The following is a 25,080-nucleotide window of genomic DNA, read 5'->3' on the forward strand; positions in this document are numbered from 1 at the left end:
GCTAATTATTTGTTTTAAGTAGAGGTTAGCCATACAACAGCTTGCGCTGGCCTTATTCTTCACCGGAGGTAAGAGAGGTTTTACAAGCGCGGATGAGCCGCTATTATTTTTGTCAATTGGTGAGGTTTTGCACAAAACATTCGCCAGGCGGTGCAAATCAGGACCAGCAAAAAAAAGACGCCGGCGCCCCCTGAGCGTACGTTTCCGCCGGTGATGGTGCGCACGAAGGCGGCACGGCGCGGTAGCAAGGCTCCGTAGTAAGCGCGTCCCGGTAGTCAATACGGCGCGCCAGCCAACACGAAAGGCGCTTTTAAGCTGGCCCGGCGCGTAGCGCTCCCGGCTCCCGGCTCGCGGTCGTTGCGCCAGGATATTTCCTGAAAAAACCGCTTTGCGTCGAAAATTAATTAACAACCGCCGTTTTATCGTTTAATAAGCTTGCTGGCGCAGAATGGCGTCCCTTTTCGCGTTGGCCGATGAAACGCTGCTTTAACGGCCGGTTCTGTGTTAAAAAGGATCCCTTTGCATAGATGGAAAACAACCAATGACCTCGGCAGAAGCAGGACAGGCGTTAAAAAGCCAAACCGCAACCCAGACCGCGACCCGGATGATTTTTTTGCTGGCCGGCACCGCCGTATCCGCCTGGGCGCCGCTGGTGCCCTATGCAAAATCCCGCCTGATGGTTAGCGATGCGGCGCTGGGCGGCCTGCTGCTGTTTCTTGGCCTCGGTTCGCTGATTGCCATGCCCCTGACCGGCGCGCTGGTGGGCAAACAGGGCTGCAAGCGCGTGATCCTCAGCGCATCGCTGATCGTAATGCTGATGCTGCCGCTAATGGCGACGCTGTCATCGTCGGTAGCGCTGGCGGCGGTGCTGATGCTGTTTGGCGCAGCGATCGGCACGCTGGACGTAGCGATGAATATTCAGGCGGTGGAAGTGGAAAAAGCCTCCGGCCGCACCATGATGTCCGGCTTTCACGGTTTTTACAGCGTCGGCGGCATCGCCGGGGCCGGTCTGGTTAGCGTGATGCTGTGGCTGAATCTGACGCCGCTGCACTCCGTGCTGCTGGTGCTGCTGGTGCTGGCGCTGCTGCTGCTGGGCAGCCAGCGCTGGATACTGACCGAACGCATGCACCAGGATGATACCCCGCTGATCGTGATACCGCGCGGCTGGGTGCTGTTTCTCGGCGTGCTCTGCTTTATTCTGTTTCTTACCGAAGGCGCGGTGCTGGACTGGAGCGCGCTGCTGCTAACTCAGGAGCGCGCCATGCCTGCCGCGCAGGCCGGGCTTGGCTATGCGGTCTTCTCCGTCGCCATGAGCATTGGCCGCCTGACCGGCGATCGGGTTGTCAGCCGCTTCAGCAATCGCGCGGTATTAACCGGCGGCTGCCTCTGCGCGGCGCTCGGCGTGCTGCTGCTTATCAGCGTCAACAGCCCGATCGTCGCGCTGCTCTCCTTTTTGCTGATCGGTTTCGGCGCGGCGAATACGGTGCCTATTTTATTCAGCGCGGCGGGCCGCCAGACCGCCATGCCGGTCAATCTCGCCATCTCCACCATGACAACCATCGGTTATGCCGGTATTCTGGCAGGTCCGGCGTTAATTGGTTTTGTGGCTCACGGGTTTAGCCTGGTGACCGCCTTCGCCGCCATCGTGGTACTTCTGGTGGCGGTTGCTGCCAGCGCACGGCTGGTGACACGTTAAATGGTCAGGTACTTCCTTTCATTATGATGTACAAGCTTCCTCTCTCCTCCAGCAACGTAACGCGGTTTTTTATGCTGTTTATTCTGCTGCTGTTGCTGGCGCTGAGCTTTATGATCCACAACTCGGTCAACGCCTGGCTGATGGAAAAGCGCTATGCGATGGCGGATATTACCCATGCGGTACAGAAGCGCATCGATACCTACCGCTTCGCCACCTGGCAGATTTATGAAAACCTGGCGGCCAGCGCGGCAGGCAGCGCGCCGTCGGCCAGCCTGCAGGAGACGCGCCTGCGCCCTGACGTTTACTATCTGGAGAAAACGCGGCGCAAAACCGAGGCGTTGATATTCGGCTCGCATGACAGCAGCACGCTGGATATGACGCTGCGCATGTCCAACTATCTGGATACGCTGTGGGGCGCCGAGAACAGCACCTGGTCGATGTATTTTCTTAACGGCCAGGATAACAGCCTGATTTTGATCTCTACCCTGCCGCTGAAGGATATGGCGACGCGCTATAAAGAGAGCGCCATCAGCAATATCGTTGAGGCGCGCCGTACCGAAATGCTGCAGCAGGCTAACGCGCTGGACGAGCGCGAAAGCTTCTCGCCGCTGCGCCGTTTCGCCTGGCAAAACGATCACTACTTTACCGTGCGCACCACCTTTAATCAGCCAGGCCACCTGGCGACGGTGGTGGCTTTCGATATGCCGATCAACGATCTGATCCCGCATAATATGCCGCTGGAAAATTTCCAGCTGAAGCAGGATACGGCGCTGAACGGCAGCCCGGAGCATGAAGATGAGCTGCTGAATACCCGCATCAGTCTCAGCAATCCCAACGTGGAAATCGCCGCCTCGCTGCCGGGCACGGCGCTGCAGATGACCTACCGTATCCCGCTCAGCACCCTCGCCTGGGATACGCTGCACAATCTGATGTGGCCGCTGATAATCGATCTGCTGCTGATTCTGCTGTCGCTGGCGGGCCTGTTTTTGCTGCGTCAGCAGGCGCTGCGGCCCGGCGAAAACCAGAGCGCCGAGCTGGACGCGCTGCGCATGCTCAACGAAGAGATCGTCTCCAGCCTGCCGGTTGGGCTGCTGGTGTATGATTTCGCCAGCAACCGCACCATCATCAGCAACAAAATCGCCGAGCATTTGCTGCCGCATCTCAACCTGCAAAAAATCGTCAATATGTCCGATCAGCATCAGGGCGTACTGCAGGCGACGGTCAACAACGAGGTGTATGAGATTCGCCACGCCCGTAGCCACCATTCACCGCATACGCAGCTGTTTATGATGCGCGATCAGGATCGCGAACTGCTGGTGAATAAGAAGCTGCAGAAGGCGCAGCAGGTGCTGGATCGCAATCATCAGCTACGGCAGCAGCTAATGCAGAACCTGGGCCACGCGCTGCACCGTCCGCTGCAGCAGGTGGTGGAACAGCTGCAGGCGCTTAGCGAAAGCAGCGAAGATGAACGCACCCTCGACGCGCTGGAAAACAGCCAGGCGCTGGCGCGGCTGGTGGATGATATTATGCTGCTCAACCGGCTGGAAACGCACGACTGGGCGCCGGACGCCAGCTCTTTCCAGCTGCAGTCGCTGCTGGATCAGCTGACGCTGGCGCTGTTGCCGCTGTCGCGCCGCAAAGGGCTGACGCTGCTGGTGCGCAACCATCTGAACAGCGATGAGATGCGCTTTGGCGACAGCCGCGCTATCTATAAGGTGCTGTTTACCCTGCTGCACTATTCGCTGACCACCACCAGCTGGGGCAAGATTTCGCTGGAGGTCGACGCGCCGGCGGATCGTCCCGATCGGCTGCAGATTCAGATTGTCGATACCGGCAAGGGCCTTACGCCCGACGAGCTGGGCAACCATGATTTCCCTTTCCTCGGCGAAACCTCCGCGGATCGCTTCGGGCAGGCTTCCGGGCTGGCCTTTTTCCTCTGTCGTCAGCTCTGCAAGCAGATGGGCGGCCAGCTGGATATTATGGCGCACCCGGAAATCGGCACGCGCTACAGCATCACGCTGCACGTGCCGCCGGAGCATCAGCAGCAGCAGGAGGAGAAGCTGCTGGAAGATGTCACCATGCTGATTGATATCGCCGTTGATGACATACGCAAGATCGTGACCCACCAGCTGGAAAACTGGGGCGCGAAGTGTATTACGCCGGATGAACGTTTTACCGAACAGCCACACGATATTCTGATTACTGACGATCCGGCGCGCCTTTCCGGCTGGTCGCTGTTGCTGACGGATAATGAACTGGGCTTTACCGTTCTGAATGAACGACAGTACCGGGTTAACTTTAACCTTAGTAGCGCTCTGCAGGATGCGCTGTTGCAGCTGATTGAGAAGCAGCTTTCTCAGGATATGTCGCTTACGGCGGAAGAAGATGAGCAGGAGGAAGCGGCCACGCATTTGTTAAGCGGCGGTTACTACCAGCTGTTTGTCGAGACAGTACCGGAAGATGTTGAGAGACTGTATACTGAGGCGTCGCTGAAGGATTATGCGACGCTTGCTCAGACGGCACATCGCCTGAAAGGGGTATTTGCCATGCTTAATCTGGCACCCGGCAAGGAGCTTTGCGAAAAGCTGGAACAGCAAATTAAAGCGAGTGACGATTTAAACATCAAAAATACCACCAGTGACATTGACGCCTATGTCAACGAACTGCTGCAGCAAGGTAACCAATAAGATGAATAATTTGAACGTAATTATTGCCGATGACCATCCAATCGTTCTGTTTGGTATTCGTAAGTCTCTTGAACAGATTGAATGGGTCAACGTAGTTGGTGAGTTTGAAGACTCGACAGCACTGATTAACAGCCTTTCCAAACTGGACGCCAACGTCCTGATTACCGATCTCTCCATGCCTGGCGAAAAATATGGCGACGGCATTACGCTGATCAAATATATCAAACGTCACTATCCCGACCTGTCGATTATTGTGCTGACCATGAACAATAACCCGGCAATCCTTAGCGCGGTGCTGGATCTGGATATTGAAGGCATCGTGCTGAAACAGGGCGCGCCAACCGACCTGCCGAAAGCGCTGGCGGCATTGCAGAAAGGGAAGAAATATACCCCGGAAAGCGTCGCTAAACTGCTGGAGAAAATCAGCGCCGGCGGCTACGGCGATAAGCGCCTGTCGCCGAAAGAGAGTGAAGTGCTGCGCCTGTTCGCCGAAGGTTTCCTGGTTACCGAAATCGCTAAAAAGCTGAACCGCAGTATTAAGACCATCAGCAGCCAGAAGAAATCGGCGATGATGAAACTGGGCGTGGATAACGATATCGCCCTGCTCAACTATCTTTCTTCCGTCAGCACCACGCCACAGGCGGATAAAGAGTAAACCCGCCGGCCCGCCAGGGCGGCGTTCCGACGCGTCAGGGATGACGCGTTACGTCCCTTCCCCGCTATGCGTCACGCGCCTTGCGCACGCGCTCCGCATAAACCGCCAGCGAACTTTTCAGCGTATCCAGCGTCACCGGCTTTGACAAACAGTTATCCATGCCCGCTTCCATACAGCGCTGCTTCTCCTCCGCCAGCGCGTTCGCGGTAACGCCGACTACCGGGAAGGTCTGCCCCAGCTGGCGCAGGCGCTGCGTCAGACGATAGCCGTCCATATTGGGCATATTCACATCGGTCAGAACAATATCGATCTCGCTGCGGCTGATGACGTTCAGCGCATCCACGCCGTCCTGAGCGGTCTTCACCCGATAGCCGAGCGATCCCAGCTGATCGGAAAGCAGCATGCGGTTAATCGGATGATCGTCCACCACCAGTATCAGAATATCGTGATTATCGACGCCCGGCTGCGTCACCGCCGGCAGCGCCGCCAGCCCGTCCGGCACCTCCACCAGCACGCTATAGATGCGCCCCAGCAGCGCGGGCAGCTCGTGCGGCATCGCGGTGCTGTGGATCCAGCGCCCCGGCGCGGTTTCATAAGGCATATCGATATGAGCGCCGTCGAAAACAATCACCGCCCGCACCGGCGCTTCCGGCTGGAAATCATCATCGGCGATAATCACATCATCCGGCTCCGGCAGCCACGCCTGTTCCTCCAGCCGCGCCACCTGGATACCGTGCGCCGTCAGCAGGCGCGTCAGAAACTGCGCCAGAAAATCGTTACGCAGCGCCAGCCAGATCTGCTTATCCTGTAGCCCTTCATGCAGCAGCGGCGTCATCACCTGGCTGTTGTAGAGCGGAATACGCACGGTAAACTGGCTGCCCATGCCCGGCTCCGACTCCACGTCGATATCGCCGTCCATCATATTGATCAGTTTTTCACAGATCGCCAGCCCCAGCCCGGTGCCCTGGAAGTTGCGCTGCACGCCGGTACCCACCTGGAAAAAGGGATCGAACAGCCGGTTGATCTCTTTTGCGGCGATGCCGACGCCGGTATCACGCACGCGCACCGCCAGATAGCCCTGTTGAGTATAGGCGTGCAGAATAATGCAGCCGGTATGGGTAAATTTGATCGCGTTGTTCAGCAAATTCGATACCACCTGCTGCAGGCGCATCGGATCGCCATCCAGCGCCAGCGGCACGTCATATTCGATAAAGCAGTAGAGCGTCAGGCGCTTTTTCACTACCAGCGACAGGTAGTTGGCGGTGATATGGGTAATCACCTCGCGCGGCGCGAAGGGGCGCGGCTCAATTTTCAGCTGTTCGGATTCAATTTTGGAAAAGTCGAGAATATCGCTGATGATCTTCAGCAGCAGGCTGGAAGAGTTGTTCATCGCCGTCACCAGCGAATCCACCCCTTTCGGCAGCTGCCTGGTTTGCAGCAGATCGAGGTTGCCGATAATGCCGTACAGCGGCGTGCGCAGCTCATGGCTGACGGTGGCGAGGAACATCGATTTCGACTGGCTGGCCTGCTCCGCCGCCTGCGCCATCTCCTGCAGCGACTCTTCCATTTTGACGCGCGCGCTGACGTCCACCAGCACGCAGATCGCCACGTTCTCATTGCGGTAGCGCGAATGCACAAAGCTGATTTGCAGGTTGGTATTGCTGCCGGTCAGCAGATCGACAAAGTTAACCTGCTGACCGCTGATAATTTCCGTCAGCTTCTGGCGATCCTCCTGCGTCAGCATGGTGAGATAGTTATGCGCCAGCTCGTTACTGAGGATATTGGTGCCGTCGCGCGTGCGCAGAATACAGATGCCGACCGGCGCGGAGGCGACAATTTTACGGTTGAACTGCTCATGCTCCTCCAGCCGGTGCGCGTTCTCCTCCGCCGGCAGAAACATACGGCGCTCAAACAGCCAGGCCAGGGTAAACAGGATAATGGCGCTGACCAGGTTAAGCAGCAGCGCGTTAATAATCAGCAGCTTCAGATGCTCCACCAGCACATCCGTCGGCACCGAATAGATGATGCTGAGGTTGGAAGGGTGCAGGTTTTTCTTCAGCACCAGCTGCTTGTAACTGTCCACATAGCCGAACCACGCTTTGTCGCCGGGAATTTCATCCAGCGCAAAGGCGACGCGCCCGCGATTGGAAGAAAGCAGAGGCTTATTATTTTCATCGATCAGCGTGGCGGTAACCGGCAGGTTGCCCGGCGTAACGAAATCATCCAGACGGATGTTTTGCTCAATGCCGAGCAGCGCCTCCAGCTTGTTGGCGATGTAGATCGGGGTAATCATGTAGAAATAGCCGGCGCCCGGCTGACCGTTATTACTGACCCAGTAGAGGCTGCTTTTGCGCTCGTCGGCGCTGCTGTTGCGGTAGCGCAGAATGCGTTCGTGCAGCGTCTTAACGGTGCGTTCGCGATCTACCGAGCCGTTGCCGATGCCGAAATCGGCCATGCACAGCCCCTCGCCGCCGATAAAGAAGACGCGGTTAAGCTCGTAGGAGGAGGCGAAATTGGTTTTCCAGTAGTTAAGGAAATAGCTCAGCGACTCCAGCGAGTTACGCCAGGTGTTGCTCATCGCCGCGCAGTTGGAGTTGGCGACCAGCGGATAGAACTGCGGCAGCGTCGCCTTGCCGGGAAATACGCCGTTCAGCAGATCCATGCCGTTGGCGCTGTTGCTCAGGCGATTCTCGGCAATATATTTCAGCTCGCGGGTAATATCGGCGGAGTGGCGAACGTACCACTGCGCCTGATCGTAGTTAAGCGTAAATTCCTGTCGCGCCTGCGCTTCCTGCTCATGCAGCACGCTGATAATGTAAAAGGCGGTCAACAACGCCCCCAGCGACCACAGCATCAGCGCCAGAGCGCGGAACAGATAGCGGGAAATTCTGAGCGTAGTGCGAAACGAAACGAGATATTTCAAGGGAAACCTGGGCGCAGCCGCCAGCCAATAGTAAAAATTTCGATCCCGCTACAGTAGCCGCAGATGACAAAAAAAGCCAGACGTTCGCTCTGGCATATCGCGCCGATGCCAACGCGCGCGCGCCGTCGGCAGGCAGAAAAAAGGCCGGAAAAACCGGCCTTTTATCGGGGATGCTAAAGCAGCGCGTTACTCTTCTTCGCCGTCCGCGATGTCGTCGTCAGCGTCCACTTCCGGGGCGATATCCTCCTCCCCTTCCGCCACGCTGCCGTCGATAGCGTCCAGCTCCTCTTCTTCCACCGGCTCCGCCACGCGCTGCAGGCCGACCACGTTCTCATCCGTCGCGGTACGAATCAGAATCACGCCCTGGGTGTTACGCCCAACCACGCTGACTTCTGAAACGCGCGTACGCACCAGCGTACCGGCGTCAGTGATCATCATGATCTGATCGCTATCGTCCACCTGCACCGCGCCGATTACCGGCCCGTTGCGTTCGGTGACCTTGATAGAGATCACGCCCTGGGTAGCGCGCGATTTGGTCGGGTATTCGCTGTTGGCGGTACGTTTACCATAGCCGTTCTGCGTTACGGTCAGAATCGCGCCCTCTTCACGCGGCACAATCAGCGATACCACGCGATCGCCTTCCGCCAGCTTAATGCCGCGCACGCCCGATGCGGTACGGCCCATAGCGCGCACCGCCTGCTCGGCGAAACGCACCACTTTACCGGCGGCGGAGAACAGCATTACCTCATCGCTGCCCTCGGTCAGCGCCACGCCGATCAGCTCATCATCCTCACGCAGGTTGACGGCGATAATACCGGCGCTGCGCGGACGGCTGAACTCGGTCAGCGAGGTTTTCTTCACGGTGCCGCTGGCGGTCGCCATAAAGATGTTGGTGCCTTCGGTGTATTCACGCACCGGCAGAATGGCGGTAATACGTTCGTTGGCTTCCAGCGGCAGCAGGTTGACGATCGGGCGTCCGCGCGCGCCGCGGCTTGCTTCCGGCAGCTGGTAAACCTTCATCCAGTAGAGACGTCCGCGGCTGGAGAAGCAGAGGATGGTGTCATGGGTGTTGGCCACCAGCAGACGATCGATAAAATCCTCTTCCTTAATCCGCGCCGCCGATTTCCCTTTACCGCCGCGACGCTGCGCTTCGTAATCAGAGAGCGGCTGATATTTCACGTAGCCCTGATGCGACAGGGTCACCACCACATCTTCCTGGTTGATCAGGTCTTCGATATTGATATCGGCGCTGTTGGCGGTGATTTCCGTGCGGCGCTCGTCGCCGAACTGATCGCGGATCGCAACCAGCTCTTCACGAATCACTTCCATCAGGCGATCGGCGCTTTCGAGAATGTAGATCAGCTCGGCGATCTGCTCCAGCAGCGCCTTGTACTCATCCAGCAGCTTCTCGTGCTCCATGCCGGTCAGCTTCTGCAGACGCAGATCGAGGATCGCCTGCGCCTGCTGTTCGGTCAGATAGTAGCGACCGTCGCGGATGCCGAACTGCTCTTCCAGCCACTCAGGGCGCGCGGCGTTGTCGCCGGCGCGCTCCAGCATCGCGGCTACGTTGCCCAGCTCCCACGCGCGCGCCACCAGGCCCGCTTTCGCCTCCGCCGGGCTTGGCGCATGACGGATCAGTTCGATAATCGGATCGATATTCGCCAGCGCGATCGCCAGACCTTCGAGGATATGGGCGCGTTCGCGCGCTTTGCGCAGTTCGAAAATGGTGCGGCGCGTAACCACTTCACGACGATGACGAACGAAGGCTTCCAGGATCTCCTTCAGCGTCATAATCTTCGGCTGGCCCTGATGCAGCGCCACCATATTGATACCGAAGGAAACCTGCAGCTGCGTCAGTGAATAGAGGTTGTTCAGCACCACTTCCGCTACCGCATCGCGTTTCACTTCGATCACGATGCGCATCCCGTCTTTATCGGACTCGTCGCGCAGCGCGCTGATGCCTTCGATACGCTTATCTTTTACCAGCTCGGCCATTTTCTCAATCAGGCGCGCTTTGTTGACCTGATAGGGAATTTCATGAATGACGATGGTTTCGCGGCCGGTTTTGGCGTCGGTTTCCACCTCGCCGCGGGCGCGGATATAGAGCTTGCCGCGTCCGGTACGGTAGGCCTCTTCAATACCGCGCCGCCCGTTGATGATGGCGGCGGTCGGGAAATCAGGCCCAGGGATATGCTCCATCAGCCCTTCGACGCTGATATTTTCATCGTCAATATAGGCGAGACAGCCGTTAATCACCTCGGTGAGGTTGTGCGGCGGAATGTTGGTGGCCATACCGACGGCGATACCTGACGAGCCGTTTACCAGCAGGTTAGGAACTTTGGTCGGCAGCACTTCGGGGATCTGCTCGGTGCCGTCATAGTTCGGCACGAAATCGACGGTCTCTTTTTCCAGATCCGCCAGCAGCTCGTGGGCAATTTTCGCCATGCGCACTTCGGTATAACGCATCGCCGCGGCAGAGTCGCCGTCGATGGAACCGAAGTTGCCCTGGCCATCCACCAGCATGTAGCGCAACGAAAACGGCTGCGCCATACGCACGATGGTGTCATAAACGGCGGAGTCGCCGTGCGGGTGATATTTACCGATGACGTCGCCAACGACACGGGCGGATTTTTTGTAAGGTTTGTTCCAGTCGTTCCCCAGCACGCTCATTGCATAGAGCACGCGGCGATGAACCGGCTTCAGGCCATCGCGAACATCTGGTAATGCACGGCCAACGATGACCGACATGGCGTAATCGAGATAGGAACTCTTCAGTTCTTCCTCAATATTAACCGGTGTGATTTCTCTGGCAAGGTCGCTCATGGAGCCGCTATCCCTCTACATTTATCCCGGATTTAAAGGTGCGAAAGTATATCACATCGCAGCCCTGCGGTGAACGGAAAGCAGCGTTTTAAGCGCGCTTTGCCGTTTGTCGCGCCGTGCCGATCGCCGCGAGAAGATGTATACTCCGGAAAACTGTGTCAGGAGTGAAAAAAGATGAGTGTGAGCGCGCGTGCAAGCAATGTGGATCATGATGAAATCGCCAAATTCGAAGCGGTTGCGTCACGCTGGTGGGACAGGGAAGGCGAATTTAAGCCGCTGCACCGCATTAACCCGCTGCGCCTGGGCTATATCGCCGAACATGCCGGCGGGCTGTTTGGCAAGAAGATACTTGACGTCGGCTGCGGCGGCGGCATTCTCGCCGAGAGCATGGCGCGCGAAGGCGCCGAGGTCACCGGGCTGGATATGGGCGCCGAGCCGCTGGAGGTGGCGCGCCTGCACGCGCTGGAGAGCGGCGTCAGCGTTAATTACATCCAGCAGACGGTGGAAGAGCATGCCGATGAGCATCGCGGTCTTTATGACGTGGTGACCTGCATGGAGATGCTGGAGCACGTGCCCGATCCGCGCTCGGTGGTACACGCCTGCGCCAGGCTGGTAAAGCCGGGCGGCGAGGTCTTTTTCTCCACTATTAACCGCAATACCAAATCCTGGCTGATGGCGGTGATCGGCGCCGAATACGTGCTGCGCATGGTGCCGCGCGGCACCCACGACGCGAAAAAATTTATTCGTCCGGCCGAGCTGCTGCACTGGATCGACGAAACGCCGCTGCGCGAGCAGCATATCATCGGCCTGCACTACAACCCGCTGACCGACGCATTCCGCCTGGGACGCGGCGTGGACGTTAACTATATGCTGCATACCCGCCACGGCGCCTAGCCGCGCGCGCCATCGCCAGATAAAACAAAAGCGCCGGGGCTGGCGCTTTTGTGGCGATCGGATCATGCCATCAGCGTTTTTCGCTAAGCTGAAACGCGTTGCTGGCGTCGATATTGCCCACTACCGCATCGGCATACTTCGCCGGTTTACTGCGCAGCGAAATATTGCCGCTGAAGGTGCCCTGATTATCAGGCTGAGTGTAGGGGCCGGGACGGAAGATAAAGTTAAAGCGGTGGTTATCGACGGCAATATTATTGCTGAGCCACAGCGCGCCGGGGTTAAAGTTGTCGGTAAAACCGTCCATGCCGTTTTCAATCGCCACGCTGTTGATAACGCGGTGCGCTACCGGTAGCCCCTCGCCGCCCAGCTTGAAGCCGTTATTCACGTTGCGTAACGCCACGCTATTTTCAATGGTTACCACGCCGTTCGGGCCATCCTCGATTTTATTAAACAGATCGTAGCCGTCATCTACGTTGTCGTGGGAGAAGCAGCTAATCAGTTTGTTGCCTTCGCCTACGCGCATTTTCACCGCGAAGCCGTCGGCGTTAATCAGGCCGGGATCTTTATTGCCCCAGGATTCGGAATGGGCGATCACGTTATGGCTTGCCCACAGCGCGCGCCCGATACCCGCCGGCGAAGCGCCCCAGATGCCGGTATCGTCCGCCTGATAGGCCGTCACGCGCTGGATCAGATTATGGCTGCCGGAGACGGAGAAGCTCTTTTTGGTTACCTCGATCCCTTCAATATCCCAATAGCTGGCGGCCAGCTTCAGACCGTGAAACACCACTTTGCCAAGCGGGCGCATTGTCTTGCGCTGATCGCTCATGCCGCTGCCGGCTGCCGTCAGCGTGGTATAGGGGTAAACGCCCTCCTCCAGCCAGAGCACGCCGCCCGGCGCCAGCAGCTCCGCCGCGCTGGCGACGTCAAGCGGATGCTGCCGGCTGCCGTCGTTCTGCGCGCTGCCCTGCGGCGAAGCGTACAGGTTGTGGGCGTCGGCGACAGTTCTGCGCGTCACGTTCAGCAGCCCGGTAATTTTCTCGCCGCTGGTCAGCGTCAGCGTATAGCTCACCGGCGTCGTATCCGCCGTTAATGGTACCGGCACGCTGGCCATCTCGCCCGCTTTCAGCGCCAGGCCGCCGGCGCGTTCAATACCGTCGCTGCTCACCATCAGCCTGCCGTCGCGATCGCTGCGCAGCTGGAACAGATAGTCCGGCGTGGCGGCAACCGCCGCCGAGGCGATCTCCACCCTGGCGGGTAGCGGTTTGTTGACGAATTTTTCAGCCGGAGCGGCGCTGTGCGGCGAAAGCGTCAGGCGCGCCTGATGGATGGTCATCCGCGCGTTACGCGCGGCGAAGAAGCCCACGTAATAGCTTTCGCTATCCAGCACCCTAATCCGATCCGCATCGTCAACCTGCTGCGTTACCCAGCGGTCGCTGCCGGCGGGCGCCCACGCGGCGGTGAAGCCGCTGTCGGTGCGCGCCAGACGCAGGCGGAAGTGAGAAGTTTTTCGCAGATCGATATCGCGCTGGTAGGGAAGCCGCTTAATTTCCACGCCGGTATTGCCCCAGCTCTGCGTCACGCCGTTACGCGCGATAAGCGTCGCCTGCACCCGATGATGCGATGCTTTATCCTGGGTTGTAATGGCGTTCATCACCATATTGGCGGCGGCGGGAAATTCCTCATAGCCGACTTTAATCTCTTCCTGGCGCGGCTTGCCGAGAATATCGCGCGCCAGCAGGCCCGCGCCCTCCTGACCGGCGGGCTTAGCGCCGTTTTCCGGGCCGAACTGCTCAATATTTACCTCCGCTTCCAGCACCATATTGGCGCTGGCGGGCAGCCGGGTATACCAGAAAGTCAGGCCGTCATGGCTGTTGCCGATTTTGCCGCCGCGGCTTTCGATTGTGGCCGGGAAATGCAGTTTTCCCGGCTGCGCGGCCGCTTTTTTCGCATTGCCGAAGGTAACCTGGTTAACGCCAACTTTTTCCGGCAGCACGTTAGTGGCGAAATTTTTATCGGTCGACTGCCCAAAGGTAATCGTCTGCCACGTCAGGCTATCCGCTTGCGGCAGCGCTTCAGTGGCGCAAGCGCCGCTGGCCCCGGTAAGAAGTAAAATAAAGGGTAACGTTCTCATTGCAATTTCCTTGCTGTTTCCAGCGTAACTTATTTTTTTATTGTCACCGGCGCACGCTTACGCCAGCGGCGCCTGTATCGGCTTAGCGTCCTGTTCCACCAGCGGCGCCAGATTCATTTTACGGCATACCTCGCTACGTCCCCAGCACTGCTCGTAGGGGTAGCCCACCAGCGCTTCAATGACGGCACGCGTTTCAGGCTTGATATCGCTGATTGCGCCGCCCGCTTTAATACGCGCCACCTCTTCCAGCACCACCCGGTGCGTTTTACGGTTGAGCAGCATCTGACGGCTGAAAAAGATGGCGATAACCGCAAGGGAGATCACGCCGGCAAAGAAGACCCAGGAGATGGCGGTCATCGCGCTTTCCGGCTGCGTATGGGATTTAGACTGGAAGCCGAAGTAGCTCAGGATGGCACCCATAACGAAAACGATAATCGAACGCACGATTTTGCCGGAGAAGGTCATCGCGCCCGCGTAGATGCCTTCGCGACGACGCCCGGTAAACACCTCATCAATATCCGCCAGAAAGGTGTAGACGGTCCACGGAATATAGTAAACGCCGCCGGTGCCGAGGCCGAAAACCACGGTAATCGCCACAATGGCGAAATAGGCGATCGGGCCGCTCAGCTGCAGGAAATGCAGCAGCGTGTAGCAGCATACGGCAAAAATAACCACGCTGAGCGCCCAGGTATAGGGTTTGCTGAAGCCGTTTTTCACGCACAGGGCGATAAAGATGGCGGTGGAGATCAGCTGCAGTACGGCATTAAGGCTGTTCAGCCCGGCAAGAATCGCCGGATCGTACATCAGCACAAACACCACATAGTAGGTAAACACCGAAGCGAACAGCCATTCCGCGCCGAAGCCAAACAGGTACATGCCCAGATGCTTACGAAAGACGCGCAGATAGAAAGTGGACTGCATATCGCGCGCCAGCGAGCAGAGCGTTTTTCCCAGCGACTGTTTCGGCCGGGCAGCTTCTTCGCCTTTATCCTGACGCTCCCAGCTGAAATACCACAGCAGACCGATAGCGATAAACAGAATCGCGCCGTAGGTCAGGCCGGTATAAAAGAAAGGAAGCGCCGACTGTTTGCCGTACAGCAGAATAAACTGTCCCGGTATTAACGCCGCGAGGAAGTTGGCCACCTTGCCAAAGATCGCTTTATAGCCGGTCAGCTTCGAACGCACCACGAAATCATCGGTCATTTCGGTAGCCAGCGTTTCGTAAGGCACCATGACCGAGGTATAGATCAGCTCAAACAACACATAGGTGGTGAGGTAATACCAGAAACCGAACCCTTCTACCCACAGCAGCGGGTAGAACACCATCAGCGGCGCGCCAATCAGCAGAAAAAAGCGGCGACGTCCAAAGCGTCGGCCTGCCCAGGTTTTGCCGAAGTTATCGGTGAGATAGCCCATCAGCGGGTTGCTTATCGCATCAATAATACTGGCGGCCGAGAAGATAAATGAGGCTTCCAGCAGCGAAAGGCCGCAGAAGGTGGTGTAAAAATAGAGTAGCCAGGCGCCGGCGATCGCCAGCGCGCCGCTGCCCAGCAGATTACCGCCGCCATAGGCGAGCTGGTGCGTAAGGCCGACTCGTCTGCCGCCTGCCACAGAGGTTGGTTTGATTGACAAAATAGTAACCTTATTTAAATGAAAAAACGTTTCATTTTTATTGAATGTTAATTTTATAAACCTTTAGAGACTGAATAACGTGACCAATGTCGCAATCACGGTAAATAGCTGCGGCACGCAAATAAGGTTAACCTTGCTAACTATTAAAATTTAACTGGTTGATTTTTAAATTATTTGTCATTTCAGGCTTAGCGCAAGCTAAAAAGAAGGGAAGCTGAGCAGAGAAATATCTTACGCCGCCGCCGTTATCATCAGGCTTAATAAATCACTGCGGCTTAATATTTTAACCGCGCCGGTGGGTAAAATAACCGCCGGCGCGACTGGCGGTTAAAGGTGGAAACCATCCTTATGCAGCTCCTGCTCCAGCCACTGCAGAAAACAGGCTATTTTCTCTTTCTTTTCGTTGGCGTGGGGGATCACCAGGTGGTGGGAATTAACCGGCATCGCATACTGTTCGTCAAATACCGGCACCAGCTTGCCGCTATTAATATAATCCTGCGCGAGGAGATTGCTTTCCAGAATAAATCCGGTATTCATGCAGGCGGCCTCAAAGCTCATATAGGAGCGATCGAAGCTGAACACAAAGCTTTTATTTTTATATTCCACGCCGTGCCAGGAGAACCAGGCGTTCCAGCCAATCAATGTCACCTCGGAGTTGATCAGATCGCACGTCACCAGCGCCGCAGGCGAGGAGATCGGGTGGCGCGCCAGGTAGTCGGGCGCCGCCAGCACGATCATTTTTTCGTTCTTGATGGTTCTGACATTCAGCGTCGGCCAGGCGGAAAAACCGTGGCGGATATCAATATCAACGTTATCCCTGGCGAACTGCACGTTTTCATAGGAGCAGGTCAGATTAAGCTGAATATCGGGCCAGGCCTGCCTGAATTTATCCAGCCTTTTCATCAGCCAGAGCAGGCCAAAGCTGGGCGAAGAGTGGACGCGCAGATGTTCATGATGAATATCGCTCATCACCTTTTGCGTCGCCCGGCCGATGATATTCAGCGGGCCGGAAATTTCTTTCAGGTAGCTTTCCCCGATCAGGGTTAACGTGACGCCCTTGCCGCTGCGAATAAACAGCTTTTTACCAATAAAGCTTTCCAGCGCGGCGATCTGATGGCTTACCGCGGAAGAGGTAATATTTAATACCTCCGCCGCGTTATTAATACTGCCGGAGCTGGCTACCTCGATAAATGCCAGCAGGTTTTTTAACGAGGGCAAAGGAAGCACGTTTTTCTTTACATCGATCACCTTATCCTCCGCCGTCAGCAATAAACGCGGGAAGTATATCTTACCGGCGACGCGGCAACAATTTATTGCGCCGGCAAAACATCTCTCTCCCCTCCTCATCACAAATGCGCCATTAATCCGTGATCGCAATTACACTTTTCATTGCGGTTTATTGACTTCGTTTTATTTATCGTCGCCAGCCATTTTTCGCTTATCTTTATGATGCCAGTCACGAATCAAATTTTCCTCAGTCACAATTGAAGTTTTTTAACTTCCCATTATTTCCCCAGTGCATATATTCATCCCACCTGGTGAAACAAAACCGTTGAAAAAATGAAAACCCTGCAAATTTCAATCTGACGCATGCCATATCTTTAAAAGAGGCTGATAACATGTCGAAAATAGAAGCCACCGCCTTTCCTCAGGTCAGGCGATCCAATTATCGTTTCGTTGTTCTTACTCTGATATTTATTGTCTATGCGGTAAATTACGCCGACCGAACAAATATCGGCGCCGTTCTGCCCTTTATTATTGATGAGTTTCATATCAATAATTTCGAAGCGGGCGCCATTGCCAGTATGTTTTTTCTCGGCTACGCCCTGAGCCAAATCCCCGCCGGTTTTTTTATCGCGAAAAAAGGCATACGCGGCGCCGTGGCGCTCTCCGTCTTCGGCTTTTCCTTTTTTACCTGGCTGATGGGCACCGCTACTTCGGTGCTGGGGCTGAAATGGATCAGGCTGGCGCTGGGCCTGAGCGAAGGCCCCTGCCCGGTTGGCCTGGCTTCCACCATTAACAACTGGTTCCCGGCAAAAGAGAAGGCGACCGCCACCGGCGTTTTTATCGCCGCCACCATGTTCGCGCCGATTATCGTACCGCCGCTGGCGGTCTGGATTGCCGTTAGCTGGGGCTGGCGCTGGGTCTTTTTCTCCTTCGCCATTCCCGGCATGGCGATTGCCGTCGCCTGGTATCTGCTGGTAAAAACCAAGCCGGCAGAGAGCCGTTTTGTTTCGCAGAGCGAGCTGGATATTATTCACGCCGATAGCGGCAGCGACAGGGCGAAACCGCGCCAGAATTTAATTATGCATCCTAAATTCGCCCTGCTCGATCGCCTGATTCGGGTTAAAAAACTGGCGCCGATCGCTACCGCGAAAGGGTTATTTAAATCGAAAAATATTATCGGCGATTTTCTGGCCTATTTTATGATGGTCAGCGTGCTCTACGGCTTATTAACCTGGATACCGCTCTATCTGGTGCAGGAGAAAGGTTTTAACTTCGTTAATATGAGCTTTGTCGCCACCATGCCCTGCATTGGCGGATTAATTGGCGCCATTAGCGGCGGCTTTATTTCCGACAAGCTGCTGGGCCGCCGTCGTAAACCCACCATGATGTTCACCGCCGTGTCCACGGTAATTATGATGCTGGTGATGCTGAATATTTCCGGCAGCACCCTGGCGATCTGCGCCGGCCTGTTTATGGTCGGCCTCTGTCTTAATATCGGCTGGCCCGCTTTTACCGCCTACGGCATGGCGGTCGCCGACAGTAAAACCTATCCCATTGCCGCTTCCATTATTAACAGCGGCGGCAATATGGGCGGCTTTGTTTCTCCGATGGTGGCCGGTTACCTGCTGGATAAAACCGGCAGCTTCGACGCGGTCTTCACCTGGTTCGGCATCTGCGCGGCCATCGGCCTGGTGTTGATTTGCCTGCTGGACGAACCGCAATAACCCGCTTCCTCCCGTTTATTTTTACTGTTACGAATGGAGTTAATTATGCTGTTACAAGATCAAGTTGCCGTGATTACCGGCGCCGCCTCCGCTCGCGGTCTCGGCTTCGCTACCGCCAAAATGTTTGCCGACCAGGGCGCAAAAGTGGTGATTATCGATCTCGACGCCGACGCCAGCCAGGCGGCAGCCAGCCAGCTTGGCGGCGATCACCTCGGCCTTGCCGCTAACGTCGCCAACGAACAGCAGGTCAATGCTGCGATTGAACAGGTGCTGGCGAAATATGGCCGTATCGACGTACTGGTGAATAACGCCGGTATTACCCAGCCGGTTAAGCTGATGGATATCAAACGCGACAACTATGACGCGGTGCTGGACGTCAGCCTGCGCGGCACGCTGCTGATGTCACAGGCGGTGATCCCCACCATGCGCCGTCAGCGCTCCGGCAGCATTATCTGCATCTCTTCCGTTTCCGCCCAGCGCGGCGGCGGCATCTTCGGCGGGCCGCACTATAGCGCCGCCAAGGCAGGCGTACTGGGCCTGATGAAGGCGATGGCGCGCGAGCTTGGCCCCGATAACGTGCGCGTTAACGCCATCACTCCCGGCCTGATTCAGACCGATATCACCGCCGGTAAACTTTCCGACGAGATGCGTCAGTCGATTCTCGCCGGTATCCCGCTTAACCGCCTCGGCGACGCCAGCGATATCGCCGGCGCGGCGCTGTTCCTGGCCAGCCCGCTTTCCGCTTACTCCACCGGCATCACGCTCGACGTCAACGGCGGAATGTTAATCCACTAAACCTGCTGAGGAACAGACTATGTCACAGAGTGAATTACAAAAGGTGGCCGCCGCGGCCTGGCGTATTCGCCGCTACGCGCTGCGTATGGGCGAAGTACAGGGCCAGGGCTATATCGGGCAGGCGCTGGGCATCGCTGACGTGCTGGCGACCGCTTTTTGCCACACCATGAATTTCCGTCCGGACGAGCCGGAGTGGGAAGGCCGCGATCGTTTCCTGCTGTCGCACGGCCATTACGCTATCGCCTGTTACGCCGCGCTGATTGAGGCGGGCATCATCCCGGAAAGCGAGCTGGAAACCTACGGCTCCGACGACAGCCGCCTGCCGATGTCCGGCATGGCCTCCTATACGCCGGCGATGGAGATCTCCGGCGGCTCGCTGGGCCAGGGGCTGAGCATCGCTATCGGTATGGCGCTGGGCCTGAAACAGAAGAAAAATCCGGCGCTGATTATCAATTCGATGTCGGATGGCGAGCTGGACGAAGGCTCCACCTGGGAAGCGGCGATGTCAGCGGCGCACCACGGGCTGGATAACCTGATTAACCTGGTTGACGTCAACCGTCAGCAGGCGGACGGCAATTCGCAAAAAATCCTCGGCTATGAGCCGCTGCAGGATAAATGGGCGGCCTTCGGCTGGTATGTGCAGCGCGTGGACGGCAACGATCTGCGCCAGGTAATTGCCGCCTTCGATAACGCTAAAAACCATAGCGCACCGGTGCCGCGCGTAATTATCTGCGACACGCTGATGGGCAAAGGCGTGCCTTTCCTTGAGCAACGTGACAAAAACCACTTTATCCGCGTCGATGCCGACGAGTGGCAGAAAGCGCTGGCCATATTAGATGCTCAACCACAAGGAGTCGCATAATGTCGCAGTCACCTTCTAAACCCCGTTTGACCACCTCAGCGATGATCGCCTCCATTGCGGAAGAAGGTCAGGAAACCCGCTCCGCGCCGTTCGGACATGCGCTGGTAGAGCTGGCGCGCCAGCGTCAGGATATTGTCGGCATGACCGCCGACCTGGCGAAATATACCGACCTGCATATTTTTGCGCAGGCTTATCCGCAACGCTTCTTCCAGATGGGCATGGCGGAGCAGCTGCTGATGGGCGCGGCGGGCGGCATGGCGAAAGAGGGCTTCATTCCCTTTGTCACTACCTACGCCGTGTTCGCCACGCGCCGCGCCTACGATTTTATCCACCAGGTAATCGCGGAAGAGCATCTGAACGTGAAGATTGCCGCCGCCCTGCCCGGTCTGACTACCGGCTACGGCCCCAGCCACCAGGCGACGGAAGATATGGCTATCATGCGCGGCATTCCCGGCATGACGATTATCGATCCCTGCGACGCGCTTGATATTGAGCAGGCGGTGCCGGCAATGGCGGCGCATGACGGCCCGGTCTATCTGCGTCTGCTGCGCGGCAAGGTGCCGGTGGTGCTGGATAAATATCACTATCGCTTTGAGATCGGTAAGGCCAGCCTGCTGGAAGATGGCGGGGATGTGCTGATTATCGCTTCCGGCCTGATGACCATGCGCGCGCTGGCGGTGGCGGAACAGCTGCGCAGGGAGAACATTAGCGTGGCGGTACTGCACTCGCCTACCATTAAGCCGCTGGATGAGAAGACGATCCTGGAGCAGGCGGCGAAGCCGGGACGCCTGGTGATCACCGCCGAAAACCATAGCGCGGTAGGCGGCCTGAGCGAAGCGGTGGCGTCGCTGCTGATGCGCAAAGGCGTGCATGTCGATTTCGACACTATCGCCCTGCCCGACGCGTTCCTTGACGCCGGCGCGCTGCCGACGCTGCACGATCGTTACGGCATCTCCATCGCCATGATGAAAGAGAAAATCAAAGCGCGCCTGCAATAACCCGCGTGGCGCCGGTTTTAGCCGGCGCCCCATTCCCCCGCGGGAACAATCTTTTCCCTTTTTGTTTACCTGCCGGTGATTTACCCCCCTGTTTTGGCGGCTTTTCGCACGCCTTTTGTCTGTTAACTGCGCAGACCTTTAGCAGAAAACCCGACTGGCGCAAGTTAGATGTTAGCGCAATGTTCATAAATCCAGCGTTCGATCAAAATTTCATATTTTTTTGCTTCGGCATTGACAAGCCGGTGAGCCTTGCGAAACGCGGACTTAAGAAAAAAGCTGAAAAAAGCAAGCCTTAAGCAAGACAAAATCAGTATTGTGCTGGGGCGATAACTTACTAGAATACTCACCATCTAGTTGTTCAATCATTCTACAACCCCTACATATAGTGTTTATCCACAGAGTTACGCACAAAGAGCGATCTGGGGATAAACCGGGGCATTTTTCACGGACAGGTAAAACGCGACATGAATCAGAGTCTGCTCGTCACTAAACGCGATGGCCGCAAAGAGCGCATCAATCTGGATAAAATCCACCGGGTTCTCGACTGGGCCGCGGAAGGTCTGAATAACGTTTCCGTATCTCAGGTTGAGCTGCGCTCGCACATCCAGTTCTACGACGGCATTAAAACCTCCGATATTCACGAAACCATTATCAAGGCCGCAGCCGATCTGATTTCACGCGACGCGCCCGATTATCAATATATGGCCGCCCGCCTGGCGATCTTCCACCTGCGTAAAAAAGCTTACGGCCAGTTCGAGCCGCCCGCGCTCTACGATCAGGTCACGCGCATGGTCGAAATGGGGAAATATGACCGCCATCTGCTGGAAGACTACAGCCGTGAAGAGTTCAGTCAGATGGACGGTTTTATCGACCACTGGCGCGATATGAACTTCTCCTACGCGGCGGTGAAGCAGCTGGAAGGCAAGTATCTGGTGCAGAACCGCGTCAGCGGCGAAATCTATGAGAGCGCCCAGTTCCTCTATATGCTGGTCGCCGCCTGTCTGTTCTCCAACTATCCGCGCGAGACGCGTCTGGATTACGTGAAGCGTTTTTATGACGCGGTTTCCACCTTTAAGATTTCGCTGCCGACGCCGATCATGTCCGGCGTGCGCACCCCGACCCGCCAGTTCAGCTCCTGCGTGCTGATCGAGTGCGGCGACAGCCTGGATTCGATTAACGCCACCTCCAGCGCCATTGTGAAATATGTTTCCCAGCGCGCCGGCATCGGCATCAACGCCGGACGCATTCGCGCGCTCGGCAGCCCGATTCGCGGCGGCGAAGCGTTCCATACCGGCTGCATTCCGTTCTATAAACATTTCCAGACCGCGGTGAAATCCTGCTCGCAGGGCGGCGTGCGCGGCGGCGCGGCGACGCTGTTCTACCCGATGTGGCATCTGGAAGTGGAAAGCCTGCTGGTGCTGAAGAACAACCGCGGCGTGGAAGGCAACCGCGTGCGCCATATGGATTACGGCGTACAGATTAACAAGCTGATGTATCAGCGTCTGCTGAAGGGCCAGGATATTACCCTGTTCAGCCCTTCCGACGTGCCGGGTCTGTATGACGCGTTCTTCGCCGATCAGGATGAGTTTGAGCGCCTGTATACGAAATATGAGCAGGATGAGAGCATCCGCAAACAGCGCGTGAAGGCGGTCGATCTCTTCTCGCTGATGATGCAGGAGCGCGCCTCTACCGGCCGTATCTATATCCAGAATGTCGATCACTGCAACACCCACAGCCCGTTCGATCCCACCATCGCGCCGGTGCGCCAGTCCAACCTCTGTCTGGAAATCGCGCTGCCCACCAGGCCGCTGATGGACGTGAACGATGAGAACGGCGAAATCGCGCTCTGCACCCTCTCCGCCTTTAACCTCGGCGCTATCGACAGTCTGGACGATTTGGAAGAGCTGGCGACGCTGGCGGTACGCGCGCTCGACGCCCTGCTCGACTATCAGGATTACCCGATTCCGGCCGCGCAGCGCGGCGCCATGGGCCGCCGCACGCTCGGCATCGGCGTCATCAACTTCGCCTACTACCTGGCGAAGCACGGCGTACGCTACTCCGACGGCAGCGCCAACAACCTGACGCACAAAACCTTTGAGGCGATTCAGTACTATCTGCTGAAGGCCTCCAACGAGCTGGCGAAGGAACAGGGCGCCTGCCCGTGGTTCAACGAAACCACTTACGCCCAGGGCATTATGCCGATCGACACCTACAAAAAAGATCTGGATGCGATCTGCAACGAGCCGCTGCACTTCGACTGGGATACGCTGCGGGCAGAGATCAAAGCGCACGGCCTGCGCAACTCCACGCTCTCCGCGCTGATGCCGTCCGAGACCTCTTCGCAGATCTCCAACGCCACCAACGGCATCGAGCCGCCGCGCGGCCATATCAGCATCAAGGCCTCGAAGGACGGCATCCTGCGCCAGGTGGTGCCGGAGTATGAGCGTCTGAAAGAGAGCTATGAGCTGCTGTGGGAGATGCCGGGCAACGATGGCTATCTGCAGCTGGTGGGGCTGATGCAGAAATTTATCGACCAGGCGATTTCCGCCAACACCAACTACGATCCGTCCCGCTTCGCCAACGGCAAGGTGCCGATGAAGCAGCTGCTGAAAGATCTGCTCACCGCCTATAAGTTCGGCGTAAAAACGCTCTATTACCAGAACACCCGCGACGGCGCGGAAGATGCGCAGGATGATATCGCGCCTTCAGTCCAGGATGACGGCTGCGAAAGCGGCGCCTGTAAAATTTAATCGGGTCTGACCGGCAGGCAGCCGGTCATGACGCTTCTTCTGGCCGCGCCCGGCGCGGCCGCAACATGGCAGGCCGCGTATCTGCGGTCAGAACGGCTTCAGCGCCCCGCTCGCGGGGCCAGCCTGTCCCGTTAGCATGTGGAATGAAATATGGCTTACACCACCTTTTCTCAGAACAAAAACGATCAGCTGCTGGAGCCGATGTTCTTCGGCCAGCCGGTTAACGTCGCGCGTTACGATCAGCAAAAATATGACATCTTCGAAAAACTGATTGAAAAGCAGCTCTCCTTCTTCTGGCGTCCGGAAGAGGTGGACGTCTCGCGCGATCGCATCGATTTCCAGGCGCTGCCGGAGCATGAAAAACATATCTTCCTCAGCAACCTGAAATATCAGACGCTGCTGGATTCGATCCAGGGACGCAGCCCGAACGTGGCGCTGCTGCCGCTGATCTCTATCCCGGAGCTGGAAACCTGGGTGGAAACCTGGGCCTTTTCGGAAACCATCCACTCGCGCTCCTATACCCATATCATCCGCAACATCGTCAACGATCCGGCGCTGGTGTTCGATGATATCGTGACCAATGAGCAGATCCTGAAGCGCGCCAGCGATATTTCCGCCTACTATGACGATCTGATTGAAATGACCAGCTACTGGCATCTGCTGGGCGAAGGCAGCCATCAGGTCAACGGCAAAACCGTTACCGTCAACCTGCGCGCGCTGAAAAAGCAGCTTTACCTCTGCCTGATGAGCGTTAACGCGCTGGAAGCGATTCGCTTTTACGTCAGCTTCGCCTGCTCCTTCGCCTTCGCCGAGCGCGAGCTGATGGAAGGCAACGCGAAAATTATCCGCCTGATTGCGCGCGATGAGGCGCTGCACCTGACCGGCACCCAGCATATGCTGAACCTGCTGCGCAGCGGCGAAGACGATCCGGAAATGGCGGAGATTGCTCAGGAGTGCCGCCAGGAGTGCTTTGAGCTGTTTAAGCTGGCCGCGATGCAGGAGAAAGAGTGGGCGGAATATCTGTTCCGCGACGGTTCGATGATCGGCCTGAACAAAGATATCCTCTGCCAGTATATTGAGTACATTACCAATATTCGTATGCAGGCGGTGGGGCTGGATCTGCCGTTCCAGACGCGATCCAACCCGATTCCGTGGATCAACGCCTGGCTGGTATCCGATAACGTGCAGGTGGCGCCGCAGGAAGTTGAGGTTAGCTCCTACCTGGTGGGCCAGATCGATTCCGAAGTGGGCGAAAACGACTTCGACGATTTCCAGCTGTAACC

Annotated in this window: 15 protein-coding genes; 10 read left to right on the top strand and 5 right to left on the bottom strand. The window is 57.0% G+C overall.

Annotation, left to right across the window (positions count from 1 at the left end):
• Positions 1 to 541: 541 nt before the first annotated feature.
• From FKM52_RS08715 to rcsB, 3 genes are read left to right on the top strand one after another with little or no spacing between them, the layout of a single operon-like run.
• On the top strand, positions 542 to 1,696 hold the full coding sequence (locus FKM52_RS08715) for an MFS transporter (protein ID WP_141175812.1): 1,155 nt from the start codon (positions 542 to 544) through the stop codon (positions 1,694 to 1,696).
• 23 nt (positions 1,697 to 1,719) lie between these two features.
• Positions 1,720 to 4,383, top strand: coding sequence for a phosphotransferase RcsD (rcsD, locus tag FKM52_RS08720; protein ID WP_141175813.1), 2,664 nt, complete (start codon positions 1,720 to 1,722; stop codon positions 4,381 to 4,383).
• Position 4,384: 1 nt separating this feature from the next.
• On the top strand, positions 4,385 to 5,038 hold the full coding sequence (gene rcsB, locus FKM52_RS08725) for a response regulator transcription factor RcsB (protein ID WP_038625137.1): 654 nt from the start codon (positions 4,385 to 4,387) through the stop codon (positions 5,036 to 5,038).
• A gap of 64 nt (positions 5,039 to 5,102) precedes the next feature.
• Here the strand turns inward: rcsB and rcsC are convergent, their stop codons facing one another.
• Both rcsC and gyrA read right to left on the bottom strand, forming a co-directional pair.
• Complete coding sequence (gene rcsC / locus FKM52_RS08730) at positions 5,103 to 7,961, bottom strand: two-component system sensor histidine kinase RcsC (RefSeq protein WP_141175814.1); 2,859 nt, start codon at positions 7,959 to 7,961, stop codon at positions 5,103 to 5,105.
• A gap of 186 nt (positions 7,962 to 8,147) precedes the next feature.
• On the bottom strand, positions 8,148 to 10,784 hold the full coding sequence (gene gyrA, locus FKM52_RS08735) for a DNA topoisomerase (ATP-hydrolyzing) subunit A (RefSeq protein ID WP_141175815.1): 2,637 nt from the start codon (positions 10,782 to 10,784) through the stop codon (positions 8,148 to 8,150).
• A gap of 174 nt (positions 10,785 to 10,958) precedes the next feature.
• Here gyrA and ubiG point away from each other — a divergent pair, with 174 nt between their 5' ends.
• Entirely contained in the window at positions 10,959 to 11,678 is a 720-nt protein-coding gene (gene ubiG / locus FKM52_RS08740) for a bifunctional 2-polyprenyl-6-hydroxyphenol methylase/3-demethylubiquinol 3-O-methyltransferase UbiG (protein WP_141175816.1), read from the top strand.
• Between the two features lie 70 nt (positions 11,679 to 11,748).
• Here ubiG and FKM52_RS08745 read toward each other — a convergent pair whose 3' ends face one another.
• From FKM52_RS08745 to FKM52_RS08755, 3 genes are all read right to left on the bottom strand, one after another.
• Complete coding sequence (locus FKM52_RS08745; protein WP_141175817.1) at positions 11,749 to 13,809, bottom strand: right-handed parallel beta-helix repeat-containing protein; 2,061 nt, start codon at positions 13,807 to 13,809, stop codon at positions 11,749 to 11,751.
• Positions 13,810 to 13,866: 57 nt separating this feature from the next.
• Positions 13,867 to 15,441 (bottom strand): MFS transporter, encoded by a 1,575-nt coding sequence (locus FKM52_RS08750; protein WP_377090449.1) that lies wholly within the window; start codon positions 15,439 to 15,441, stop codon positions 13,867 to 13,869.
• Positions 15,442 to 15,768: 327 nt separating this feature from the next.
• On the bottom strand, positions 15,769 to 16,689 hold the full coding sequence (locus tag FKM52_RS08755; protein ID WP_244316920.1) for a LysR substrate-binding domain-containing protein: 921 nt from the start codon (positions 16,687 to 16,689) through the stop codon (positions 15,769 to 15,771).
• Positions 16,690 to 17,060: 371 nt separating this feature from the next.
• Here FKM52_RS08755 and FKM52_RS08760 point away from each other — a divergent pair, with 371 nt between their 5' ends.
• The 6 genes from FKM52_RS08760 to nrdB all read left to right on the top strand — a co-directional run bounded on the left by FKM52_RS08760 (position 17,061) and on the right by nrdB (position 25,078).
• Entirely contained in the window at positions 17,061 to 18,392 is a 1,332-nt protein-coding gene (locus FKM52_RS08760; protein WP_141175818.1) for an MFS transporter, read from the top strand.
• Between the two features lie 45 nt (positions 18,393 to 18,437).
• Positions 18,438 to 19,187 (top strand): SDR family NAD(P)-dependent oxidoreductase, encoded by a 750-nt coding sequence (locus tag FKM52_RS08765; RefSeq protein ID WP_141175819.1) that lies wholly within the window; start codon positions 18,438 to 18,440, stop codon positions 19,185 to 19,187.
• 19 nt (positions 19,188 to 19,206) lie between these two features.
• Complete coding sequence (locus tag FKM52_RS08770; RefSeq protein ID WP_141175820.1) at positions 19,207 to 20,049, top strand: transketolase; 843 nt, start codon at positions 19,207 to 19,209, stop codon at positions 20,047 to 20,049.
• Positions 20,049 to 21,047, top strand: a complete 999-nt coding sequence (locus tag FKM52_RS08775) for a transketolase family protein (RefSeq protein WP_141175821.1) — start codon at positions 20,049 to 20,051, stop codon at positions 21,045 to 21,047. The genes FKM52_RS08770 and FKM52_RS08775 overlap by 1 nt, the downstream gene beginning before the upstream one ends.
• Positions 21,048 to 21,511: 464 nt before the next feature.
• Positions 21,512 to 23,797 carry a class 1a ribonucleoside-diphosphate reductase subunit alpha gene (gene nrdA, locus FKM52_RS08780; RefSeq protein WP_141175822.1) on the top strand — a complete coding sequence of 762 codons (2,286 nt, stop codon included), beginning with the start codon at positions 21,512 to 21,514 and terminating at the stop codon, positions 23,795 to 23,797.
• Positions 23,798 to 23,947: 150 nt separating this feature from the next.
• Complete coding sequence (gene nrdB / locus FKM52_RS08785; protein WP_141175823.1) at positions 23,948 to 25,078, top strand: class Ia ribonucleoside-diphosphate reductase subunit beta; 1,131 nt, start codon at positions 23,948 to 23,950, stop codon at positions 25,076 to 25,078.
• Positions 25,079 to 25,080: the final 2 nt, after the last annotated feature.

This window comes from Mixta tenebrionis (genome assembly GCF_006517625.1).
Classification (GTDB): Bacteria; Pseudomonadota; Gammaproteobacteria; order Enterobacterales; family Enterobacteriaceae; genus Mixta; species Mixta tenebrionis.